General features: G+C 68.8%; 13 protein-coding genes. 8 read left to right on the forward strand and 5 right to left on the reverse strand.

Features of this window, described 5'->3' with window-relative positions:
* The first annotated feature begins 39 nt into the window (after nt 1–39).
* The gene (locus ELQ90_RS06065) at nt 40–2,130 is read left to right on the forward strand and encodes a DNA gyrase/topoisomerase IV subunit B (protein WP_128494380.1); all 2,091 of its coding nucleotides are present in this window, start codon (nt 40–42) and stop codon (nt 2,128–2,130) included.
* 101 nt (nt 2,131–2,231) lie between these two features.
* Here ELQ90_RS06065 and ELQ90_RS06070 read toward each other — a convergent pair whose 3' ends face one another.
* Complete coding sequence (locus tag ELQ90_RS06070) at nt 2,232–4,709, reverse strand: DNA gyrase/topoisomerase IV subunit A (protein WP_128494381.1); 2,478 nt, start codon at nt 4,707–4,709, stop codon at nt 2,232–2,234.
* A 65-nt stretch (nt 4,710–4,774) separates the two neighbouring features.
* Between ELQ90_RS06070 and ELQ90_RS06075 the strand changes: the two genes are divergently transcribed.
* On the forward strand, nt 4,775–5,905 hold the full coding sequence (locus tag ELQ90_RS06075) for an alkaline phosphatase family protein (RefSeq protein ID WP_243696038.1): 1,131 nt from the start codon (nt 4,775–4,777) through the stop codon (nt 5,903–5,905).
* 56 nt (nt 5,906–5,961) lie between these two features.
* Here the strand turns inward: ELQ90_RS06075 and sepH are convergent, their stop codons facing one another.
* Nucleotides 5,962–6,993 (reverse strand): septation protein SepH, encoded by a 1,032-nt coding sequence (sepH, locus tag ELQ90_RS06080; RefSeq protein ID WP_128494382.1) that lies wholly within the window; start codon nt 6,991–6,993, stop codon nt 5,962–5,964.
* A gap of 196 nt (nt 6,994–7,189) precedes the next feature.
* On the opposite strand from sepH, the gene ELQ90_RS06085 reads away from it, so the two are divergent.
* Nucleotides 7,190–7,483, forward strand: a complete 294-nt coding sequence (locus ELQ90_RS06085) for a DUF4193 domain-containing protein (protein WP_128494383.1) — start codon at nt 7,190–7,192, stop codon at nt 7,481–7,483.
* Nucleotides 7,484–7,485: 2 nt separating this feature from the next.
* On the opposite strand, the gene ELQ90_RS06090 is transcribed toward ELQ90_RS06085, so the two are convergent.
* Nucleotides 7,486–7,932 (reverse strand): DUF3093 domain-containing protein, encoded by a 447-nt coding sequence (locus ELQ90_RS06090; protein WP_243696039.1) that lies wholly within the window; start codon nt 7,930–7,932, stop codon nt 7,486–7,488.
* A 40-nt stretch (nt 7,933–7,972) separates the two neighbouring features.
* Here ELQ90_RS06090 and dut point away from each other — a divergent pair, with 40 nt between their 5' ends.
* The 5 genes from dut to dxs all read left to right on the forward strand — a co-directional run bounded on the left by dut (nt 7,973) and on the right by dxs (nt 14,956).
* Nucleotides 7,973–8,428 carry a dUTP diphosphatase gene (gene dut, locus ELQ90_RS06095; RefSeq protein WP_208020580.1) on the forward strand — a complete coding sequence of 152 codons (456 nt, stop codon included), beginning with the start codon at nt 7,973–7,975 and terminating at the stop codon, nt 8,426–8,428.
* A 77-nt stretch (nt 8,429–8,505) separates the two neighbouring features.
* Nucleotides 8,506–9,120, forward strand: a complete 615-nt coding sequence (locus ELQ90_RS06100; RefSeq protein WP_128494763.1) for a DUF3710 domain-containing protein — start codon at nt 8,506–8,508, stop codon at nt 9,118–9,120.
* 2 nt (nt 9,121–9,122) lie between these two features.
* Nucleotides 9,123–9,863 carry a DUF3159 domain-containing protein gene (locus ELQ90_RS06105; protein ID WP_128494386.1) on the forward strand — a complete coding sequence of 247 codons (741 nt, stop codon included), beginning with the start codon at nt 9,123–9,125 and terminating at the stop codon, nt 9,861–9,863.
* A gap of 148 nt (nt 9,864–10,011) precedes the next feature.
* Nucleotides 10,012–12,855, forward strand: a complete 2,844-nt coding sequence (locus ELQ90_RS06110; RefSeq protein WP_128494387.1) for an aconitate hydratase — start codon at nt 10,012–10,014, stop codon at nt 12,853–12,855.
* 121 nt (nt 12,856–12,976) lie between these two features.
* A complete protein-coding gene (gene dxs / locus ELQ90_RS06115; protein WP_128494388.1) occupies nt 12,977–14,956 on the forward strand; it encodes a 1-deoxy-D-xylulose-5-phosphate synthase in 1,980 nt (659 codons plus the stop codon).
* An 89-nt stretch (nt 14,957–15,045) separates the two neighbouring features.
* On the opposite strand, the gene ELQ90_RS06120 is transcribed toward dxs, so the two are convergent.
* Nucleotides 15,046–17,181, reverse strand: a complete 2,136-nt coding sequence (locus tag ELQ90_RS06120; RefSeq protein WP_128494389.1) for a 3-hydroxyacyl-CoA dehydrogenase NAD-binding domain-containing protein — start codon at nt 17,179–17,181, stop codon at nt 15,046–15,048.
* 4 nt (nt 17,182–17,185) lie between these two features.
* Nucleotides 17,186–18,382: a thiolase family protein gene (locus ELQ90_RS06125; RefSeq protein WP_128494390.1), complete on the reverse strand. Its 1,197-nt coding sequence runs from the start codon at nt 18,380–18,382 to the stop codon at nt 17,186–17,188.
* Nucleotides 18,383–18,452: the final 70 nt, after the last annotated feature.

Raw genomic sequence — 18,452 nt, forward strand, 5'->3', positions numbered from 1 at the left:
ACGGTGTTCGGAGCGGAGCCCGAACTAGGCTGGACATCCGTGACCGACTACTCCGCACGCCACCTCTCCGTCCTCGAAGGCCTCGAAGCCGTGCGGAAGCGTCCGGGCATGTACATCGGCTCGACGGACTCCCGTGGTCTCATGCACTGCTTGTGGGAGATCATCGACAATTCGGTCGACGAGGCCCTCGCCGGTCACGGCAGCGAGATCGGCATCGTCCTGCACGCCGACGACAGCGTCGAGGTGCGCGACACCGCACGCGGGATCCCCGTGGACATCGAGCCCAAGACGGGGCTCTCGGGAGTCGAGGTCGTCTTCACCAAGCTCCACGCCGGCGGCAAGTTCGGCAGCGGCTCGTACGCCGCGTCGGGAGGCCTGCACGGCGTCGGCGCCTCGGTCGTCAACGCGCTGTCCGAGCGCCTCGACGTCGAGGTCGACCGCGGCGGCAAGACCTGGGCCATGTCCTTCCACCGCGGCGAGCCCGGCGTCTTCGACGACTCCGCCGGCCGCAGCCCGGACTCGCCATTCACGCCCTTCGAGAAGCGCAGTGAACTGCGCGTGGTCGGCAAGGTCGCCAAGGGCGTCACGGGAACCCGGGTGCGCTACTGGGCGGACCGGCAGATCTTCACCCCGGGGGCGGCCTTCAACGTCGACGACCTGCACGCGCGGGCGCGACAGACCGCGTTCCTGGTGCCCGGGCTCGGGATCCGCATCGATGACGCCCGAGCGACCGCCGCGACGGGGGAGGCCCCCGCCGTGTCGGAGTTCCGCTACGACGGCGGCATCTCCGAGTACGTCGACTTCCTCTCGAACGATGCTCCGGTGACGGACACCTGGCGGCTCACCGGCGAGGGCACGTTCTCGGAGACCGTCCCGGTGCTGCAGGACACGGGGGCGATGATCCCGACGGCCGTCGAGCGGACCTGCTCCGTCGATATCGCCCTGCGCTGGGGATCCGGCTACGACACGACCGTGCGCAGCTACGTGAACATCATCGCGACGCCGAAGGGTGGGACACACCACGCCGGCTTCGAGCAGGGCCTGCTCAAGTTCGTGCGCGCGCAGGTCGAGCAGAACTCTCGACGCCTCAAGGTGGGCAACGACAAGCTCGAGAAGGACGACGTTCTCGCCGGTCTCACGGCAGTCGTCACGGTGCGTGTCCCCGAGCCGCAGTTCGAGGGGCAGACGAAGGAGGTCCTCGGCACTCCAGCGGTGCGCGCGATCGTGGCCAACGTCGTGGGGGAGCGGCTCAAGGAGCGCTTCGCCTCGACGAAGCGCGACGACAAGGCGCAGACGGCCCTCGTCCTCGACAAGGTCGTCGCCGAGATGAAGTCGCGCATCTCCGCGCGAGCGCACAAGGAGACCCAGCGACGGAAGAACGCGCTCGAGAGCTCGACGCTCCCGGCGAAGCTCGTCGACTGCCGATCGAGCGACGTCGCGTCGACCGAGCTCTTCATCGTCGAGGGGGATTCGGCCCTCGGAACGGCGAAGCTCGCCCGCAACAGCGAGTTCCAGGCGCTCCTACCCATCCGGGGCAAGATCCTCAACGTGCAGAAGTCGTCGGTGAGCGACATGCTCTCGAACGCCGAGTGCGCCTCGATCCTGCAGGTGATCGGCGCGGGGTCCGGTCGCTCGTTCGACATCGACGCGGCCCGCTACGGCAAGGTGATCCTCATGAGCGACGCCGACGTCGACGGAGCACACATCCGCACGCTCCTGCTGACGCTCTTCTTCCGCTACATGCGGCCGCTCATCGAGGCCGGCCGGGTGTTCGCCGCCGTCCCGCCGCTGCATCGGGTCGTCGTCGTGAATCCCGGTTCGAAGCCGAACGACATCCTCTACACCTACTCGGAGCAGGAACTCCAGGGCGTGCTGACGGGGCTGAAACGCAGCAACAAGCGCTACCAGGAGCCCATCCAGCGTTACAAGGGCCTCGGCGAGATGGACGCTGAGCAGCTCGCGTCGACGACCATGGAGCGCTCGCACCGCACGCTCCGTCGTGTGCGCATCGAGGACGCCGAGATGGCCGGCAACGTGTTCGAGCTCCTCATGGGCAACGACGTCGCCCCACGCAAGGAATTCATCATCGACAGTTCCGACCGGCTCTCGCGCGACCGCATCGACGTCTGACGGGGAGATCGGCCGACGTTGGTAGACGGGCGGCGGCCCATCGGCTCGCGGGTCCCCGTGAGCGGCGTGGGTCCCGATCGAGCGACCCCTCTGCCGCGTGCTCAGGCGATCGGGGCGCCGATCGAACCGACCGCGGCGTCGAGCGTCGTTCCGGAGGCGTCGCGCTTCGCGCCCGCGTCGGGGAGCGTCCGGAGGGCGCCGTCGGCGCCGAGCGCGCGAGCGGGCGGGACGCCGACCCAGGCGAGGGCGAGCCGATCCTCGCCCCGGACGAAGCGCTGCGCGCGGACGCCTCCCGTCGCGCGACCCTTCGGTGGGAACTCGGAGAATTCCGAGACCTTGCCACTGCCGGGATCGGTGCCGTCGAGGGTCGTGGAGTTGTGCGCCACGGTCACGACGACGGCCTCGGAGCCGGCGGGGACGACACCGAAGTGGACGGCGGTGGCGTCGCTCGCGAGCTTGATGCCCGCCATGCCCCCGGCGGAGCGGCCCTGCGGGCGCACGGAGGACGCAGCGAAGCGCAGCAGTTGCGCGTCGTCCGTCACGAATACGAGTTCGTCGTCGTCGGCGGCCGTGGCGGCGCCCACCACAGTGTCACCGGGCTTCAGGGAGATGACCTCGACGTCGGGACGCGCGGGCCACTCGCCCGGCGCGACGCGCTTGACGATGCCGGCGGCGGTTCCGAGGGCTATGGGGCGCTGCTCGTCGAGGGCGACGAGCGCGAGGACCTTCTCGGCGCGATCCGTCAGGGCGAGATAGTCGGCGACCTTGACGCCGGCGCCCAGCTGCACGCTCTGCGGCGGGACGACGGGGAGGTCGACGGGGCTGAAGCGAACCATGCGCCCGCGTGACGTGATGGCCCCGATCTCCGAGCGGCTCGTCGTGTCGAGCGCCGACCGGATCGCGTCATGCTTGGACCGCCGAGAGGGCGGGACGATGGCGTCGGACCCCTCCGCGAGGTCGACGCGCACGATGCGCCCCGTCGTCGAGAGGAAGACGCGGCACGCGACGTCGGCGACCTCGAGGACGGGCGCGTTCTTCGACCGCGAGGTCGACGCGATGCTCGGGCGGGCCGCGGTGAGAAGAGTCCGCCGCGGTGTACCGAATCGCTCGGCGATCTCTTCCAGCTCGGCGGAGACGAGGGCGCGCAGGGCGGCGTCGGAGCCGAGCAGCGCCTCGAGCTCGTCGATCTCGCGGAGGAGGGCGTCCCGCTCCGCCTCGAGCTCGATGCGCGAGAACTTCGTGAGACGGCGCAAGCGCAACTCGAGGATGTACTCGGACTGGATCTGGGAGAGGTCGAAGACCTCCATGAGCCGGGTCCTGGCCTGCTCGGTGTCGTCGCTCGCGCGGATGACCTGGATGACCTCGTCGATGTCGAGGATCGCGACGAGGAGTCCCTCCACGAGGTGCAGACGCTCACGGCGTCGGTCGAGTCGGTAGCGCGAACGACGCGTGACGACGGAGAGTCGGTGCGCGACGTAGACCTGCAGCAGCTCGCGGAGGCCGAGTGTCCGCGGCCCGCCGTCGACGAGGGCGACGTTGTTGATGCTGAACGAGTCCTCGAGGGGTGTGTAGCGGTACAACTGCTCGAGCACGGCCTCGGGGCTGAACCCCGTTTTGATTCCGATGACGAGCCGGAGCCCATGCGTGCGGTCGGTGAGGTCCGTGACGTCGGAGATGCCGCTCAGCTTCTTGGAGCCGACACCGTCCTTGATCTTCTCGATGACCTTCTCCGGACCGACGAGGTAGGGGAGCTCCGTCACCACGAGACCCGCCTTGCGGGCCGTGATGTTCTCGACGCTCACGCGAGCCCGCGTCTTGAAGGCGCCTCGACCGGTCGCATACGCGTCGCGGATGCCGTCGAGACCGACGATGGTGCCGCCCGACGGCAGGTCGGGGCCGGGGACGTATTCCATGAGGTCCTCGAGGCTCGCATCGGGATGCGCGAGCAGGTGGCGGGCCGCTCCGATGACCTCCACGAGGTTGTGCGGGGCCATGTTCGTCGCCATGCCGACGGCGATGCCGCTCGCGCCGTTGACGAGCAGGTTCGGGAAGGCGGCCGGCAGGACGTCGGGCTGCGTGAACTGGTTGTCGTAGTTCGGGATGAAGTCGACGACGTCCTCGTCGAGGCCCTCCGTGAGCGCGAGGGCCGACGAGGCGAGTCGCGCTTCGGTGTATCGGGGAGCGGCCGGGCCGTCGTCGAGCGAGCCGAAGTTGCCGTGGCCGTCGACGAGCGGCACTCGGAGCGTGAAGGGCTGGGCGAGACGGACGAGGGCGTCGTAGATCGCCGTGTCACCGTGCGGGTGCAGCTTCCCCATGACCTCGCCGACGACGCGAGCCGACTTGACGTGTCCCCGATCGGGACGGAGTCCCATCTCCGTCATCTGGAACAGGATGCGCCGCTGCACCGGCTTGAGTCCGTCGCGGGCATCGGGGAGAGCCCGGGAGTAGATGACCGAGTACGCGTATTCGAGGAAGGACCCTTGCATCTCGGTCGAGACGTCGACGTCCTCGATGCGCTCGGCGATCTCGTCGCCGGCGGGACTCGCCGGGCGAGTGGAATCGGTGTTTCTGGGCGTCATTCCTTGCTTCCGTGCGGGAGCGGGTGGGGGAGAAGGGGCCGGACGGGTGTGGGAGACTGGCCCGGATGCCGACCATGCTACCCATCGTGAAACCCGGCGCCGTGAGCCTTGCCGACGTTCTTCCGGATTCGGTCTCGGCTCTCGACGGTCGACGCGGGCGGCTGGGCCTGCCCGCCGCCCGGGCCGTCGTCGTGATCGTCGTCGACGGCCTCGGAGCCCAGGCCCTCGCGAATCGCGCCGGTCACGCGCGTACGCTCGTCGCCGCACGGGCCCGTTCGATCGACTCGGTGGTGCCGAGCACGACCGCCGCCGCCCTGACGACGATCCTCACGGGAGCGTGGCCAGGGGTGCACGGCCTCGTGGGATACCGCGCCATCGACCGCCGGAACGACCGCGTCGTCAACCAGCTGTCGGGCTGGGACGACCGGATGCTCCCCGAGACCTGGCAGCGAAGCCCGACCGTGTTCGAGGGCATCGCCGACGGACCCGTCTCGGCCGTCGCGGTGGGGCCCACGAAGTTCGCCGGCTCGGGACTCACGCGCGCGATCCTCCGCGGAGCCCCGTACGTCGGTGAGGACGACGTCGCCCGGCGCTTCGCGATCGCCGCCGAGCGCGCCCGTGCCGAGCGCACCCTCACTTACGTATACGTCCCCGAGCTCGACAAGGCGGGCCACAAGGGGGGCGTCGAGAGCTCCGAGTGGATGACGGCTCTCGAGTACCTCGACGCGGAGGTCGCGGTCCTGGAGTCGGCAGTGCCCCGGCGGACGGGGATCATGATCACGGCCGACCACGGCATGCTCGACATTCCGCACGACTCCCACGTGCTGCTCTCGCAGCACACCGACGTCATGGCGGGAGTGCGTCACGTCGCGGGGGAGCCGCGCTTCCTCCACCTCGGGCTCGAGCACCCCGACGACGCGCCGAACGTCGTGGCGGCGTGGGAGGAACGTTTCGGCGATTCCTCCTGGATCACGGCGCGGGACGACGCGATCGCGGCGGGATGGTTCGGGACCGAGGTGTCCGTCGAAGCGCGCGAGCGGATGGGTGACGTCCTCGTCGCGCCACGCCGGAGGATCGCCTTCTATGACGACCGCCACGCGGACGACCCCGGACGCGGAATGGTGGGCCAGCACGGGTCTCTCACTCCCGAGGAGCGCTCGGTCCCCGTCATCCGTCTCGGCGCCTGGCGCCGATGACACGACACGGCCCGCGTCCGATCGCTCGGACGCGGGCCGTGGGTCTCCCGGTGCCTTCAGTCCTCGTCGGTGCGCGCGCCGAAGACGATCTCGTCCCACGACGGCATCGATGTGCGGCCCTTGCGGGCCGGCGGTGCCGGAGGCTTCGTGAGCTCGGGAGTGGGCGCGGGGGTCTCGTCGGCGTCGTCCAGCGGGATGTCGAAGAGCTGTGAGGGCGTGGCCGTCGGAGACGGAGCGTCGGAACCGCGGTAGTCGGCGGGCTCGCGCTCTCCGCGGCGCTTCCTCAGCGCTTCGAGGAGGTCGGCCGTCTGCGTTGAGGACGGCGTTCCGTCCTCTCCTCGATTGACGGCGGCCGCTGCTGCCGCCTTCGAGGAGGTCTGCGGACGACCGAACGCGAGCGGCTCGAGGACCGCGACGAGCTCGTCGTCACCCGTCGTACGCTCCACCTTGAACGCTCCGCTGTCGAAGCGTGAGTCGTCGTGCGTGTGTCGGTCCGGTTCGACGGCGCGGAGCCGGGGGATCAGGCCGTTCGGCATCTCGCCCTGCCGCGAGAGGGTCATCGCCTCCGAGTTCTGCGGCGAGAGGGTCTGACGCTTGGGCTCGAACGTCCAGCGGGCGTCGTGGTCGACCTCGCCGGAGGTGAAAGAGACCTTCACGATCCAGCCGTGCTCGGCGTCCTTCCAACTCGTCCAGCGCTCGCCCGTCGCCGAGAGCGACTCCAGTCGGGCTCGGATGGCGGCCCCGAACGTGGCTTCCTCACCGTCCGCCGCCTCGATCGGCGCGATGACAGGGACGCTGAGCGCCTGACCGACGATGTGCTCGCGTTCGGCGAGGACCGGGCGCTCGAAGCGACGGACGTAGTCGAGCGTCGCGCCCGTGAGTTCGGCGACCTCCTCGGCCGACATGCCAGACCGGATGTGGGCCTGGATGTCCTTCGGGCTGATGCGCGGGCCCGTGTTCTGCTCGAGACGCGGGGGACGCACGTACGAGTGCAGTACTTCGTCGATGACGATTCGGTACCGTTCGCCGTTCTCCGTCGCGGCGACGAGGGCCCCGTCTTCCACTCCGACGACCTTCAAATCCTGCATGTGCCTGCCTTCCAGGATCAGTTCCGGACGCCTCATACTCACACGGGATGACGCGGATTTCAGGGAATAGCGATGGCGTGCCGGAAGTTGATCAGGAAGCGCGGTCGGAGGCCGGCACATCGGTTTGCTATTCGCAGTCGATTGATGCAGACTGACGCCGCGATTTCACTGGACTACACAGCAGATTTGGACGGGTATGGCAACCGATTACGACGCCCCGCGGAAGACCGAAGACGACTCAGAGTCGATCGAGGCCCTCAAGGAGCGCGTTCCTGACAAGATGTCGGGCGCCGTCGACGTCGAGGATGCGGACAACCCCGGCGGTTTCGACCTGCCGGGCGCGGACCTCTCCGACCTCGACCTCGACGTGGTCGTCCTCCCGCCGCAGGCCGATGAGTTCACGTGCGTCAACTGCTTCCTGGTCAAGCACCGATCGCAGTTCGACCACGAGACGAAGCTCGGCCCGATGTGCGCGGAGTGCGCCGCCTGACGTCACTCTCTCGAAGCGACAGCCCCGATCAACTCGGAAACGAGCCGGTCGGGGCTTCTCGTTGAGACGAGCCAGTACGGCGTCGGGTCGGCCGGATCCGACAGGTGGACACGCACGAGCCCGTCGACTCCGCCCCGCAGGAGGAGGAACGCCCGGGCATCGAGTCGCGGTCCGCGTTCGGCCGTCGCCTCGGCACCCGTGAAGGCCGTCGCACCCGCGACGTAGCGCAACTCGATACTCGCTCGACCCGCTCGGAACGAGTCGTCGCTCACCTCGACCGGGGCGCCCGCGACCACGTAGAGCACCACGCACGCAGCGTAGAGGGCGACCCCGACGACGATCCCGACGGTCCACGAGAGCGGCGCGAAGACGAGCGCACTCGCGGGGATGACGAGGAGAGCCGCGATCAGGATCCATCGCGCCGGCCAGAGTCTTTCGCGATACCGCACCGCACCCACTTCGTTCGATGTTCTGCACTACCCTCGACACGTGACCGAAAGCGTTGACGTTCTCATTATCGCGCCGGAACTCCCGAGCTACGCACATCCGGGCGACGCGGGGGCGGACCTCCGCTCGGCCGAATCGCTCCGGCTCGAGCCCGGGGAACGGGCGCTCGTGGGCACGGGTGTGTCGATCGCGTTGCCCGACGGCTTCGCCGCGTTCGTCGTCCCGCGCAGCGGGCTCGCGACGAAGCACGGCATCACGATCGTCAACTCGCCCGGTACGGTCGATGCCGGATACCGCGGCGAGATCAAGGTCACGCTGCTCAACACGGACTCCCGAGAACCGTATGACATCGCCGTGGGTGACAGGATCGCCCAGATGATCGTCATGCCGGTCACCCGGGCACGCTTCGTTCCGGTCGAGACCCTCCCGGGCAGCGCCCGGGGTGAGGGCGGTTTCGGCTCGAGCGGGTACGGCACGCAGACAGGAGCAACACGGTGAAGCGCAAGAAGAAGACCACGGAACTCGACGCCACGAGCGTCGAGACGGTGGAGCCGACGGATGACGTCGTCGACGAGATCGCCGCGTCCGGCGACGAGCCCGACCCCGAGCTCGATGCGAAATCGGGTCCGGAGGACCGCGCCGAGAACGGGCCGTTCGACGAGGCCGAGGCCAATGCGGTCCGCCCCTACATCGACCTCGGCGGCGTGAAGATCCTGCCGAGGGAGGGCCTGAACCTGCGCCTCGAGGTCGAGGAGAGCTCGAAGCGCATCGTCGCGGTCGGACTCGACTACGCGGGATCCACGCTGCAGGTGCAGCCTTTCGCTGCGCCGCGTTCGACGGGCCTCTGGCACGAGACGCGCACGCAGATCGTCGATCAGATCACCCGGCAGGGCGGCACGGTCACCGAGGTCGACGGCCCCTTCGGGCCCGAGTTGCGCGCTGAAGTGCCGGTCGCGTCGGCCGACGGCACGGGCGCGACGAGTCGCACCGCCCGGTTCGTCGGCGTCGACGGGCCGCGCTGGTTCCTCCGCGGTGTGATCGCGGGTGCCGGCACGACGTCTCCCGATGCCGCCGAGCAGATCGAGGACCTCTTCCGCAGCGTCGTCGTCGTGCGCGGTACGCAGCCGATGCCTCCGCGGGATCTCATCCCGCTGAAGATGCCGGCATCGGCCGACGCCGCCGAGAAGTAGCGGTGGCCGAGCAAGCGGATGCCGCAGAGCCGCGGTCTGAGGACGACGCGCGTAAGCGACTCGAGGGCGCAGCGCGAGCCTCGGGGATCGGGCGGCTCTCGGAGTCGGAATCCCTCGACGGTCGTGCCGTGCTCGCCGCCATCGGGGGCCTGCGTGGCATCGCGGAGGCGATGCTCCCTGGTCTCGTCTTCCTCGTGGCGTTCACGCTGACGAAGGATCTCGTCCTCTCGATCGTCGTGCCCGTCGTCGTCGGTGTCCTCTTCATCGCCGTCCGGGCGATCCAGCGTCAGCCGGCGGCGCCCGCGATCGGCGGCCTCCTCGGGATCGCCCTCTCGGCGGTCCTCGCGCTGCTCAACAATCGTCCGGAGGACTACTACGTCCCCGGCTTCTGGACGAACGGCGCGTACCTCGCCGTGCTTCTCGCCTCCGTCCTCGCGGGCTGGCCCCTCATCGGCGTGATCGCCGGTCTGCTCGCCGGCACGGGTTCCACCTGGCGCTCCGACGTCCGGTTGCGCCGGATCTACGCTGCCCTGACGCTCGCGTGGTGCGGCCTCTTCGCCCTCCGCCTCATCGTGCAACTCCCTCTCTACTTCTCCGGATCGATCGAGGCCCTCGGCACGACGCGCCTCGTCATGGGGGTCCCGCTCTACGCCCCGGTGCTCGTCGTGACGGTGCTCGTCATCCGTTCGGTCCTTCGTCGGAGCGCGAGTCCGACGGACCGGGCGGGGTCGGACCTGCGGTAGCATTTATCTCGACATCGAGATAAATCGCGGTTCGATCGAGCGGCACCGGAGTCGGCACGGAAGTTAGGTCCTCCTTGCTAGCCGGGGGCGCTCGGGGAATCCAAGATTGACATGAGCGCGCCGACGGCGCCGACGAAGGAGAGGCATCGTGTCAACGGTCAACAGCTTCGGAGCGAAGGACTCGCTCCACGTCTCCGGTACCGACTACGAGATCTACCGCATCGACGCGGTCGAGGGGCACGAGAAGCTCCCGTTCAGTCTGAAGGTCCTGCTCGAGAACCTCCTCCGCACGGAGGACGGGGCGAACATCACCGAGTCGCACATCCGTGCTCTCGGCGGCTGGGTTCCCACCGCCGAGCCCGACACGGAGATCCAATTCACGCCGGCCCGCGTCGTGATGCAGGACTTCACCGGTGTGCCCTGCATCGTCGACCTCGCCACCATGCGCGAGGCCGTCGAGGCGCTCGGCGGAGACGCCAACAAGATCAATCCGCTCGCCCCGGCCGAGATGGTCATCGACCACTCGGTCATCGCGGATCTCTTCGGCTCGGAGAACGCCCTCGAGCGCAACGTCGAGCTCGAGTACGAGCGCAACGGCGAGCGCTACCAGTTCCTGCGGTGGGGCCAGACGGCCTTCGACGACTTCAAGGTCGTCCCGCCGGGAACCGGAATCGTCCACCAGGTCAACATCGAGTATCTCGCGCGCGTCACCATGACGCGCGAGGTCGACGGCGTCCTCCGCGCCTACCCGGACACGTGCGTCGGCACCGACTCCCACACCACGATGGTCAACGGACTCGGTGTTCTCGGCTGGGGCGTCGGTGGTATCGAGGCCGAGGCCGCCATGCTCGGTCAGCCCGTCTCGATGCTCATCCCGAAGGTCGTGGGCTTCAAGCTCACGGGCGCGATCCCGACGGGCGTGACGGCGACGGACGTCGTGCTCACGATCACGCAGATGCTGCGTCGCCACGGCGTCGTCGGCAAGTTCGTCGAGTTCTACGGCGCCGGTGTCGCGGAGGTCCCTCTCGCGAACCGCGCCACGATCGGCAACATGAGCCCCGAGTTCGGCTCGACCGCCGCGATGTTCCCCATCGACGACGTGACGCTCGACTACCTCCGCCTCACGGGACGCAGCGAGGAGCAGATCGCTCTCGTCGAGGCCTACGCGAAGACCCAGAAGCTCTGGCACGACCCCGAGGTCGAGCCCGCGTTCAGCGAGTACCTCGAGCTCGACCTCGCGACCGTCGTCCCGTCGATCGCCGGCCCGAAGCGTCCCCAGGACCGCATCGAGCTCTCGTCCGCGAAGTCGCAGTTCGAGATCGACCTCGAGAACTACACGACGCCCGGACACTCGCAGGTCGACGCCGCCGTCGAGGGGACCTTCCCCGCCTCCGACCCGATCGGCTTCACGCCGCAGGACGAGGAGAGCGCTCACGCCCCCGCGGAGCAGGACGTCAGCCACCACCATCAGTTCGCCGCGCACAGTCACGCGCCGCGCACGGCGTCGAAGCCCACGAAGGTCGAGTTGGCCGACGGTCCCGAGTTCACGATCGACCACGGCGCCGTCGCGATCGCGGCGATCACGTCGTGCACCAACACGTCGAACCCGTCGGTGATGCTCGCCGCAGGCCTCCTCGCTCGCAACGCCGCCCAGAAGGGCCTCAAGGTCAAGCCGTGGGTCAAGACGACCCTCGCCCCGGGATCCAAGGTCGTCACCGACTACTACGAGAAGGCCGGCCTCACCTCGTCCCTCGAGGAGCTCGGCTTCTACACCGTCGGCTACGGCTGCACGACGTGCATCGGTAACTCCGGCCCGCTGCTCGACGAGATCTCGACGGCCGTCCAGGACAACGACCTGGCCGTGACCGCGGTGCTCTCGGGCAACCGGAACTTCGAGGGTCGCATCAACCCCGACGTGAAGATGAACTACCTCGCGAGCCCGCCTCTCGTCATCGCATACGCCCTCGCCGGATCGATGAATTTCGACTTCGAGGTCGACGCTCTCGGTAAGGACAGCGACGGCAACGACGTGTTCCTCAAGGACATCTGGCCCGAGGCGAGCGAGGTCCAGGACACCATCGACTCGTCGATCAACAAGGACATGTTCACGCACGAGTACAGCGCCGTCTTCGACGGTGACGAGCGGTGGCGCTCGCTCTCGACGCCCGAGGGTGCGACCTTCGAGTGGGACTCGGAGTCGACCTACGTGCGGAAGCCCCCGTACTTCGACGGCATGACGATGGAGACGACGCCCGTCTCGGACATCTCCGGTGCCCGCGTCCTCGCGAAGCTCGGGGACTCGGTCACGACCGACCACATCAGCCCGGCCGGTTCCATCAAGGGCGACAGCCCCGCCGGCCGTTACCTCGACGAGCACGGCGTGGCCCGGAAGGACTACAACTCCTACGGATCGCGTCGCGGCAACCACGAGGTCATGATCCGCGGCACGTTCGCGAACATCCGCTTGAAGAACCAGCTGCTCGACGGCGTGGAGGGCGGCTACACGCGCGATTTCACGCAGCCGGACGCCCCGCAGTCGTTCATCTACGACGCCTCGCAGAACTACCAGGCGCAGGGCACCCCGCTCGTCGTCCTGGGCGGCAAGGAGTACGGCTCCGGGTCGAGCCGCGACTGGGCCGCGAAGGGCACGAGCCTCCTCGGCGTCAAGGCCGTCATCACCGAGAGCTTCGAGCGCATCCACCGCTCGAACCTCATCGGCATGGGTGTCGTCCCGCTGCAGTTCCCGGCGGGGGAGTCGTGGGAGTCCCTGGGACTCGACGGCACCGAGTCGATCTCGATCACGGGTCTCGAGGCTCTCAACGACGGCGTGACGCCGTCCACGGTCCACGTCGTCGCCGAGCCGACCGAGCACTCGCCCGAGGGCAAGTCCGTCGTGGAGTTCGACGCGGTCGTCCGGATCGACACGCCTGGCGAGGCCGACTACTACCGCAACGGCGGAATCCTCCAGTACGTCCTCCGCAGCCTCGTCTGACCCCGGGTCCGTCGAGTACCACGGCGACCGGTTCCGCGCGAGCGGGGCCGGTCGCCGTTTCGTTGTCCGCCGCTCTGCGTAGAGTGGAGGGACCGACCGACGAGTGGAAGCGAGGGACGGCATGGCACTTCTCGACGGCATCGGCGGTCCGCGCGACCTCGACCGGCTGAGTCCCCGTCAGCTGGACGAGCTGGCCCGGGAGATCCGACGCTTCCTCGTCGCAGAGGTGTCGAGGACGGGCGGCCACCTCGGACCCAATCTCGGAGTCGTCGAGCTGAGCATCGCCCTCCACCGTGTGTTCGACTCGCCCCGGGACGCGATCGTTTTCGACACCGGTCACCAGTCGTACGTGCACAAGCTGCTCACGGGACGGCAGGACTTCTCAGCCCTCCGTCAGCGCGGGGGGCTCGCAGGGTACCCGCAGCGCTCCGAGTCGGAGCACGACATCGTCGAGAGCTCGCACGCCTCGAGCTCCCTCTCCTGGGCCGACGGCATCTCCCGTGCCTTCACCATGACGGGCCAGGACGACCGCACGGTCGTCGCGGTGGTGGGAGATGGTGCCCTCACCGGCGGGATGACGTGGGAAGCGCTCAACAACATCAGCGACGACAACACCCGTCGTCTCGTCATCATCGTCAACGACAACGGTCGCTCCTACGCCCCGACCATCGGCGGCATGGCGCGCTTCCTCAACGACGTCAGGGTGCGGAAGACGTACCGATCCCTGCACCGATCGAGCGAGCAGGTCTTCGCGCGGTTCGGCGCTCCGGGTCGGGCCATCTACCGCGGCGTCCGCGGCGGTGCCCACGGCTTCCTCTCGCGGTTCGCCAACAACGAGGCGCTGTACTCCAACCTCGACATCAAGTACCTCGGCCCGGTCGACGGGCACGACATGACGGCGCTGCAGGAGGTGCTCACCCAGGCTCGCGACTTCGGCGGACCGGTCATCGTGCACGCGATCACGGAGAAGGGGCGCGGTTACGAGCCGGCACGCCGCGACGTCGCCGATCAGTTCCACGCCGTCGGCAAGATCGATCCCGAGTCCGGAGAGCCGCTCGACACCGGCGCCGGGCTGTCGTGGACCGACGTCTTCGGCGAGTCGCTCGTGCGCCTCGCCGCGTCGAACGAGCGTCTCGTGGGCATCACCGCCGCGATGCTCAGGCCGACCGGGCTCCACCGGATGGCCGAGCGCTTTCCCGAACGCGTCCTCGACGTCGGGATCGCCGAGCAGCATGCCGTCACGTCGGCGGCCGGGCTCGCGTTCGGCGGGATGCACCCGGTCGTCGCCGTCTACGCGACCTTCATGAACCGAGCGTTCGACCAGACCCTGCTCGACGTGGCCCTTCACAACGCCGGCGTCACCTTCGTGCTCGATCGTGCCGGCGTCACCGGTCCCGACGGGCCGAGCCACCACGGTGTGTGGGACCTCGCGCTCCTCCAGTCCGTTCCCGGTATCCGCATCGCCGCTCCGCGTGACGGTGCACGCCTCACCGAGGAGCTCGGCGAGGCCGTCGCGATCGATGACGGCCCCACCGTCCTGCGGTTCCCGAAGGGGGAGGCGGGGGAGGACATCCTCGCTGTCGAGAGGATCGCCGGGGGCGTCGACGTGCTCGCGCGGTCGAGCGGTAAGGACGTGCTCATCGTCGCCGTCGGCCCGTTCGCCCGATTGGGGCTCGACGTCGCCCGTCTTCTCGAGGCCCACGGCATCGGGGCGACGGTCGTCGATCCGCGCTGGGTCGTCCCGGTCCCGGAGGCGGTTGTCGAGCTCGCCGCGGCGCACCGGCTCGTGATCACGCTCGAGGACGGCATCCGGGTCGGAGGAATCGGCACGAGGGTCCGGCAGGATCTGCGTGCGGCCGGCATCGATACGCCCGTCGACGAGCTCGGCCTCCCGGACCGTTTCCTGTCGCACGCGTCACGCGGTGAGATCTTGGAGGAGGTCGGTCTCTCCGCTCGAGCGATCGCGCGCGGGGTCGTCTCTCAAGTCCTCGGGACCCGCATCCCGGTCGCGCGTCCCCTCGCCGACGTGGGCGACGACGGAGAGGTCAACGCCGACCGGTTCGACGGCATCGGGGCGTCCCCGGACGAGCAGCACTCCTAGCGGTTCGGTCGCCGCCGAGACGGGGCGGCGGAACGACGAGGGGCCCGGCCGTGGCGGCCGGGCCCTCGTCGTTCAGGCGGTTCGATCGCTCAGCTGACGCCGGCGATGCGCGGGGAGTGGAAGGTGCCGCCGAAGACGCGCTCGCTCGCCCCGACCCGGTCGAGGTAGGGCGTGACTCCGCCCATCTGGAACGGCCAACCGGCACCGAGGATCATGCAGAGGTCGATGTCCTCGGCCGCGTGCACGACGTCGTCCTCGAGCATCCGGTGGATCTCGTCGGCGAGCCCGTCCTGCAGTCGGCGCAGGATGTCGTCGCCGGGTGTCGGCGTGCCGCCGCCCGACACGATCTTGAGCGCCCCCTTGTCGAAACCGGTCACCTTGCCCGACTTGTCCCGTTCCAGAAGGGTGCCGTGTTCAGCGAGCTTGTGGAGGTTGTCGGATCGGTAGAACCGGTCGGGGAAGGCCGCGTGATGGGTGTCGAGGACGTGTGCGCCGACCGTGAGCCCGACGAGGTCTAGGAGGGCCGACGGGGCCATGGGGAGGCCGAGCGGTGCCATCGCCGCGTCGACGTCGACGAACGACGTTCCCGTGTCGACGGCCCGCATCGCTTCTCCGAGCACCTTGGCGAGGACCCGGTTGACGACGAAACCCGGGGTGTCGCGCGTGATGACGGCGTTCTTCTTGAGTGCTTTCGCCGTCACCATCGCCGTCGACAGCGCGACGTCGTCGGTGGCCGGTGCGGAGACGACCTCGATGAGAGGCATGACGGCGACAGGGTTGAAGAAGTGGAAGCCGACGAGTCGCTCCGGGTGCTCGAGCTTCTCGCCGATACGCTCGACCGAGAGCGACGAGGTGTTCGTCGCGAGAATCGTCTCGGGACCGACGTGCTTCTCGATGTCGGCGAAGACCTCCTGCTTGACGGAGAGCTCCTCGAAGACGGCCTCGATGACCCAGTCGGCGTCGGCGAAGTCGGCGCGGTCGGTCGTTCCCGTGACGAGGGCGCTGAGCCGGTTGGCCTCGTCGCTCGAGATGCGTCCCTTCGACCGCAGCGTCTCGATCTCCGAGCGGATCGAGGCGACGCCCTTGTCGACGCGTGCCTGGTCGAGGTCGGTGATGACGACGGGCACCTGCAGACGGCGGACGAACAGGAGCGCGAACTGACTCGCCATGAGGCCCGCGCCGATCACGCCGACCTTGGTGATCTTGCGTGCGATCTTCGGGTCCGGCGCTCCCGCTGGACGCTTCGCGCGCTTCTGCACGAGGTTGAACGCGTAGACGCTCGCGCGGAACTGATCGCCCGAGATGAGATCGGTGAGAGCATCGTCCTCGCGAGCGAATCCCTCGGCCTTCGTCCCCGACTTCGCGGCCTTGAGGAGGTCGAGAGCGACGTACGGTGACTTCTGCACGGTGCCGAGTCGCGAGGCGACCTGCTTGCGGGCGATGCTCACGGCGGCGTCCCACTTCACGGCCCGTTCGATGCGGCCGGGAACGTGGGGACGCTTGACGACGATCGAGCCGGAGATGACGGCGTCGGCCCACCGGATGGACTCCTCGAGGAAGGTCGCGGGGGAGAAGGCGACGTCGGCGATGCCGAGCTCGAGCACGTCGGCCGGCTTCAGCATCCGGTTGTTCTTGAGCGGGTTCTCGATGACGACCTTGAGCGCGTTCTCGATCCCGATGAGGTTCGGCAGGAGGTACGCGCCACCCCATCCGGGGATCAAGCCGAGGAAGACCTCGGGCAGAGCGATCGCCGGGGCCGAGAGATCGAGCGTCCGGTAGTCGGCGTTGAGCGCGATCTCGAGGCCGCCGCCGAGCGCGAGCCCGTTCACGAAGGTGAAGCTCGGCACGCCGAGGTCGCCCAGACGACCGAGCACGTCGTGACCGAGCTTCGGCAGGAGGGCGGCGGTCGCGCGGTCCGGGATCCGGTCGACCTGGCTGAGGTCGGCGCCGGCTGCGAGGATGAACGGCTTGCCCGTGACGGCGACACCGTGGATCTCGCCTCGGGCGGCGCGCTCGCGCAACGCGTCGAGCACATCGCGCAGCTCGAGCAGGGTCGTCGGGCCGAGCGTGTTCGGTCGTGTGTGGTCGCGCCCGTTGTCGAGCGTCACGAGGGCGAGGGTCCGCCCACCGGAGAGGGGCACGTCGCGCACGAAGGAGTGCGTCACGACCTCGTCGTCCGAAAGGGCGACGAGAGGCGCGAAATCGATCGATTCGTAGTCGTTCATGCTGCTACTTCTTTCCCTTCCAGTTCGGGTTCTCCCAGATGACGGTGCCGCCCTGCCCGAGGCCGACGCACATCGCCGTGATGCCGTAACGCACGTCCGGACGCTCGGCGAACTGACGGGCGAGCTGGATCATGAGCCGGACGCCGGAGGCCGCGAGCGGGTGGCCGATCGCGATGGCGCCGCCCCACGGATTCACGCGGGGGTCGTCGTCGTCGATCCCGAAGTGGTCGAGGAACGAGAGCACCTGGACGGCGAACGCCTCGTTGAGCTCGAAGAGACCGATGTCCTCGATCGAGAGCCCGGCCTTCAGCAGGGCCTTCTCGGTCGAGGGCACCGGACCGAGGCCCATGACCTCGGGCTCCACGCCCGCGAAGGCGAACGAGACCATCCGCATCTTCGGGGTGAGGGAGAACTCGGCGACGGCGTCGGAGGACGCGAGCAGGCTCACCGTTGCGCCATCCGTGAGGGGAGAGGCGTTGCCCGCCGTCACACGGCCATGGGGGCGGAACGGCGTACGCAGCGTCGCGAGGCCCTCCATCGTCGTCTCGGGGCGCATGCCCTCGTCCGTCGTCGCGAGGCCCCACCCGGCCGCGCCGCGGACGGCGACGGGCACGAGGTCCGGCTGGATCTTGCCGGCCTCGTAGGCCGCGGCGACGTTCTGCTGGCTGCGCATCCCGTAGCGGTCGGACCGCTCCTTCGTGAGCACCGGGAAGCGGTCGTGGATCCGTTCGGCCGTGACGCCCATGTTGAGGGCGTCGCCGCTCACGAGTTTCTCGGAGAGAAAACGCGGGTTGGGGTCGGCGTCGAATCCCATCGGGTGCCGTCCCATGTGCTCGACGCCGCCGGCGATCGCGAGATCGTAAGCGCCGAAGGCGACCCCCGAGCCCGTCGTCGTGACGCTCGTCATGGCACCGGCGCACATGCGGTCGATCGCGAAGCCCGGCACCGAGCGGGGGAGTCCCGCGAGGAGCGCAGCGGTGCGACCGAGCGTGAGTCCTTGATCGCCCACTTGAGTGGTCGCCGCGATGGCGACCTCGTCGATCCGTTCCTTCGGCACGCTGGGATTGCGTTCCATGAGCCCGATGATCGCCTTGACGACCAGATCGTCCGCTCGCGTGTCCCAGTACACGCCCTTCTCGCCAGCTCGCCCGAAGGGCGTGCGTACTCCGTCGACGAAGTAGACGTCGTTGTTCCCGGCCACAGTGCCTCCTTTTCGGATTACGCCCCGATCTTAGGAAGGCGTCGGTGAGCGACCCAATCCTTTGACTCTT

The sequence above is a fragment of the Labedella phragmitis genome, from assembly GCF_004078635.1.
GTDB classification, from domain to species: Bacteria; Actinomycetota; Actinomycetes; order Actinomycetales; family Microbacteriaceae; genus Labedella; species Labedella phragmitis.

Bases quoted from the DNA above. Each gene is read 5' to 3' on its own strand.
- ELQ90_RS06075 (WP_243696038.1), top strand. From the start codon at position 4,775: ATGCCGACCATGCTACCCATCGTGAAACCCGGCGCCGTGAGCCTTGCC.
- sepH (WP_128494382.1), bottom strand. From the start codon at position 6,993: ATGCAGGATTTGAAGGTCGTCGGAGTGGAAGACGGGGCCCTCGTCGCC.
- dxs (WP_128494388.1), top strand. From the start codon at position 12,977: ATGGCACTTCTCGACGGCATCGGCGGTCCGCGCGACCTCGACCGGCTG.
- ELQ90_RS06085 (WP_128494383.1), top strand. From the start codon at position 7,190: ATGGCAACCGATTACGACGCCCCGCGGAAGACCGAAGACGACTCAGAG.
- ELQ90_RS06070 (WP_128494381.1), bottom strand. From the start codon at position 4,709: ATGACGCCCAGAAACACCGATTCCACTCGCCCGGCGAGTCCCGCCGGC.
- ELQ90_RS06120 (WP_128494389.1), bottom strand. From the start codon at position 17,181: ATGAACGACTACGAATCGATCGATTTCGCGCCTCTCGTCGCCCTTTCG.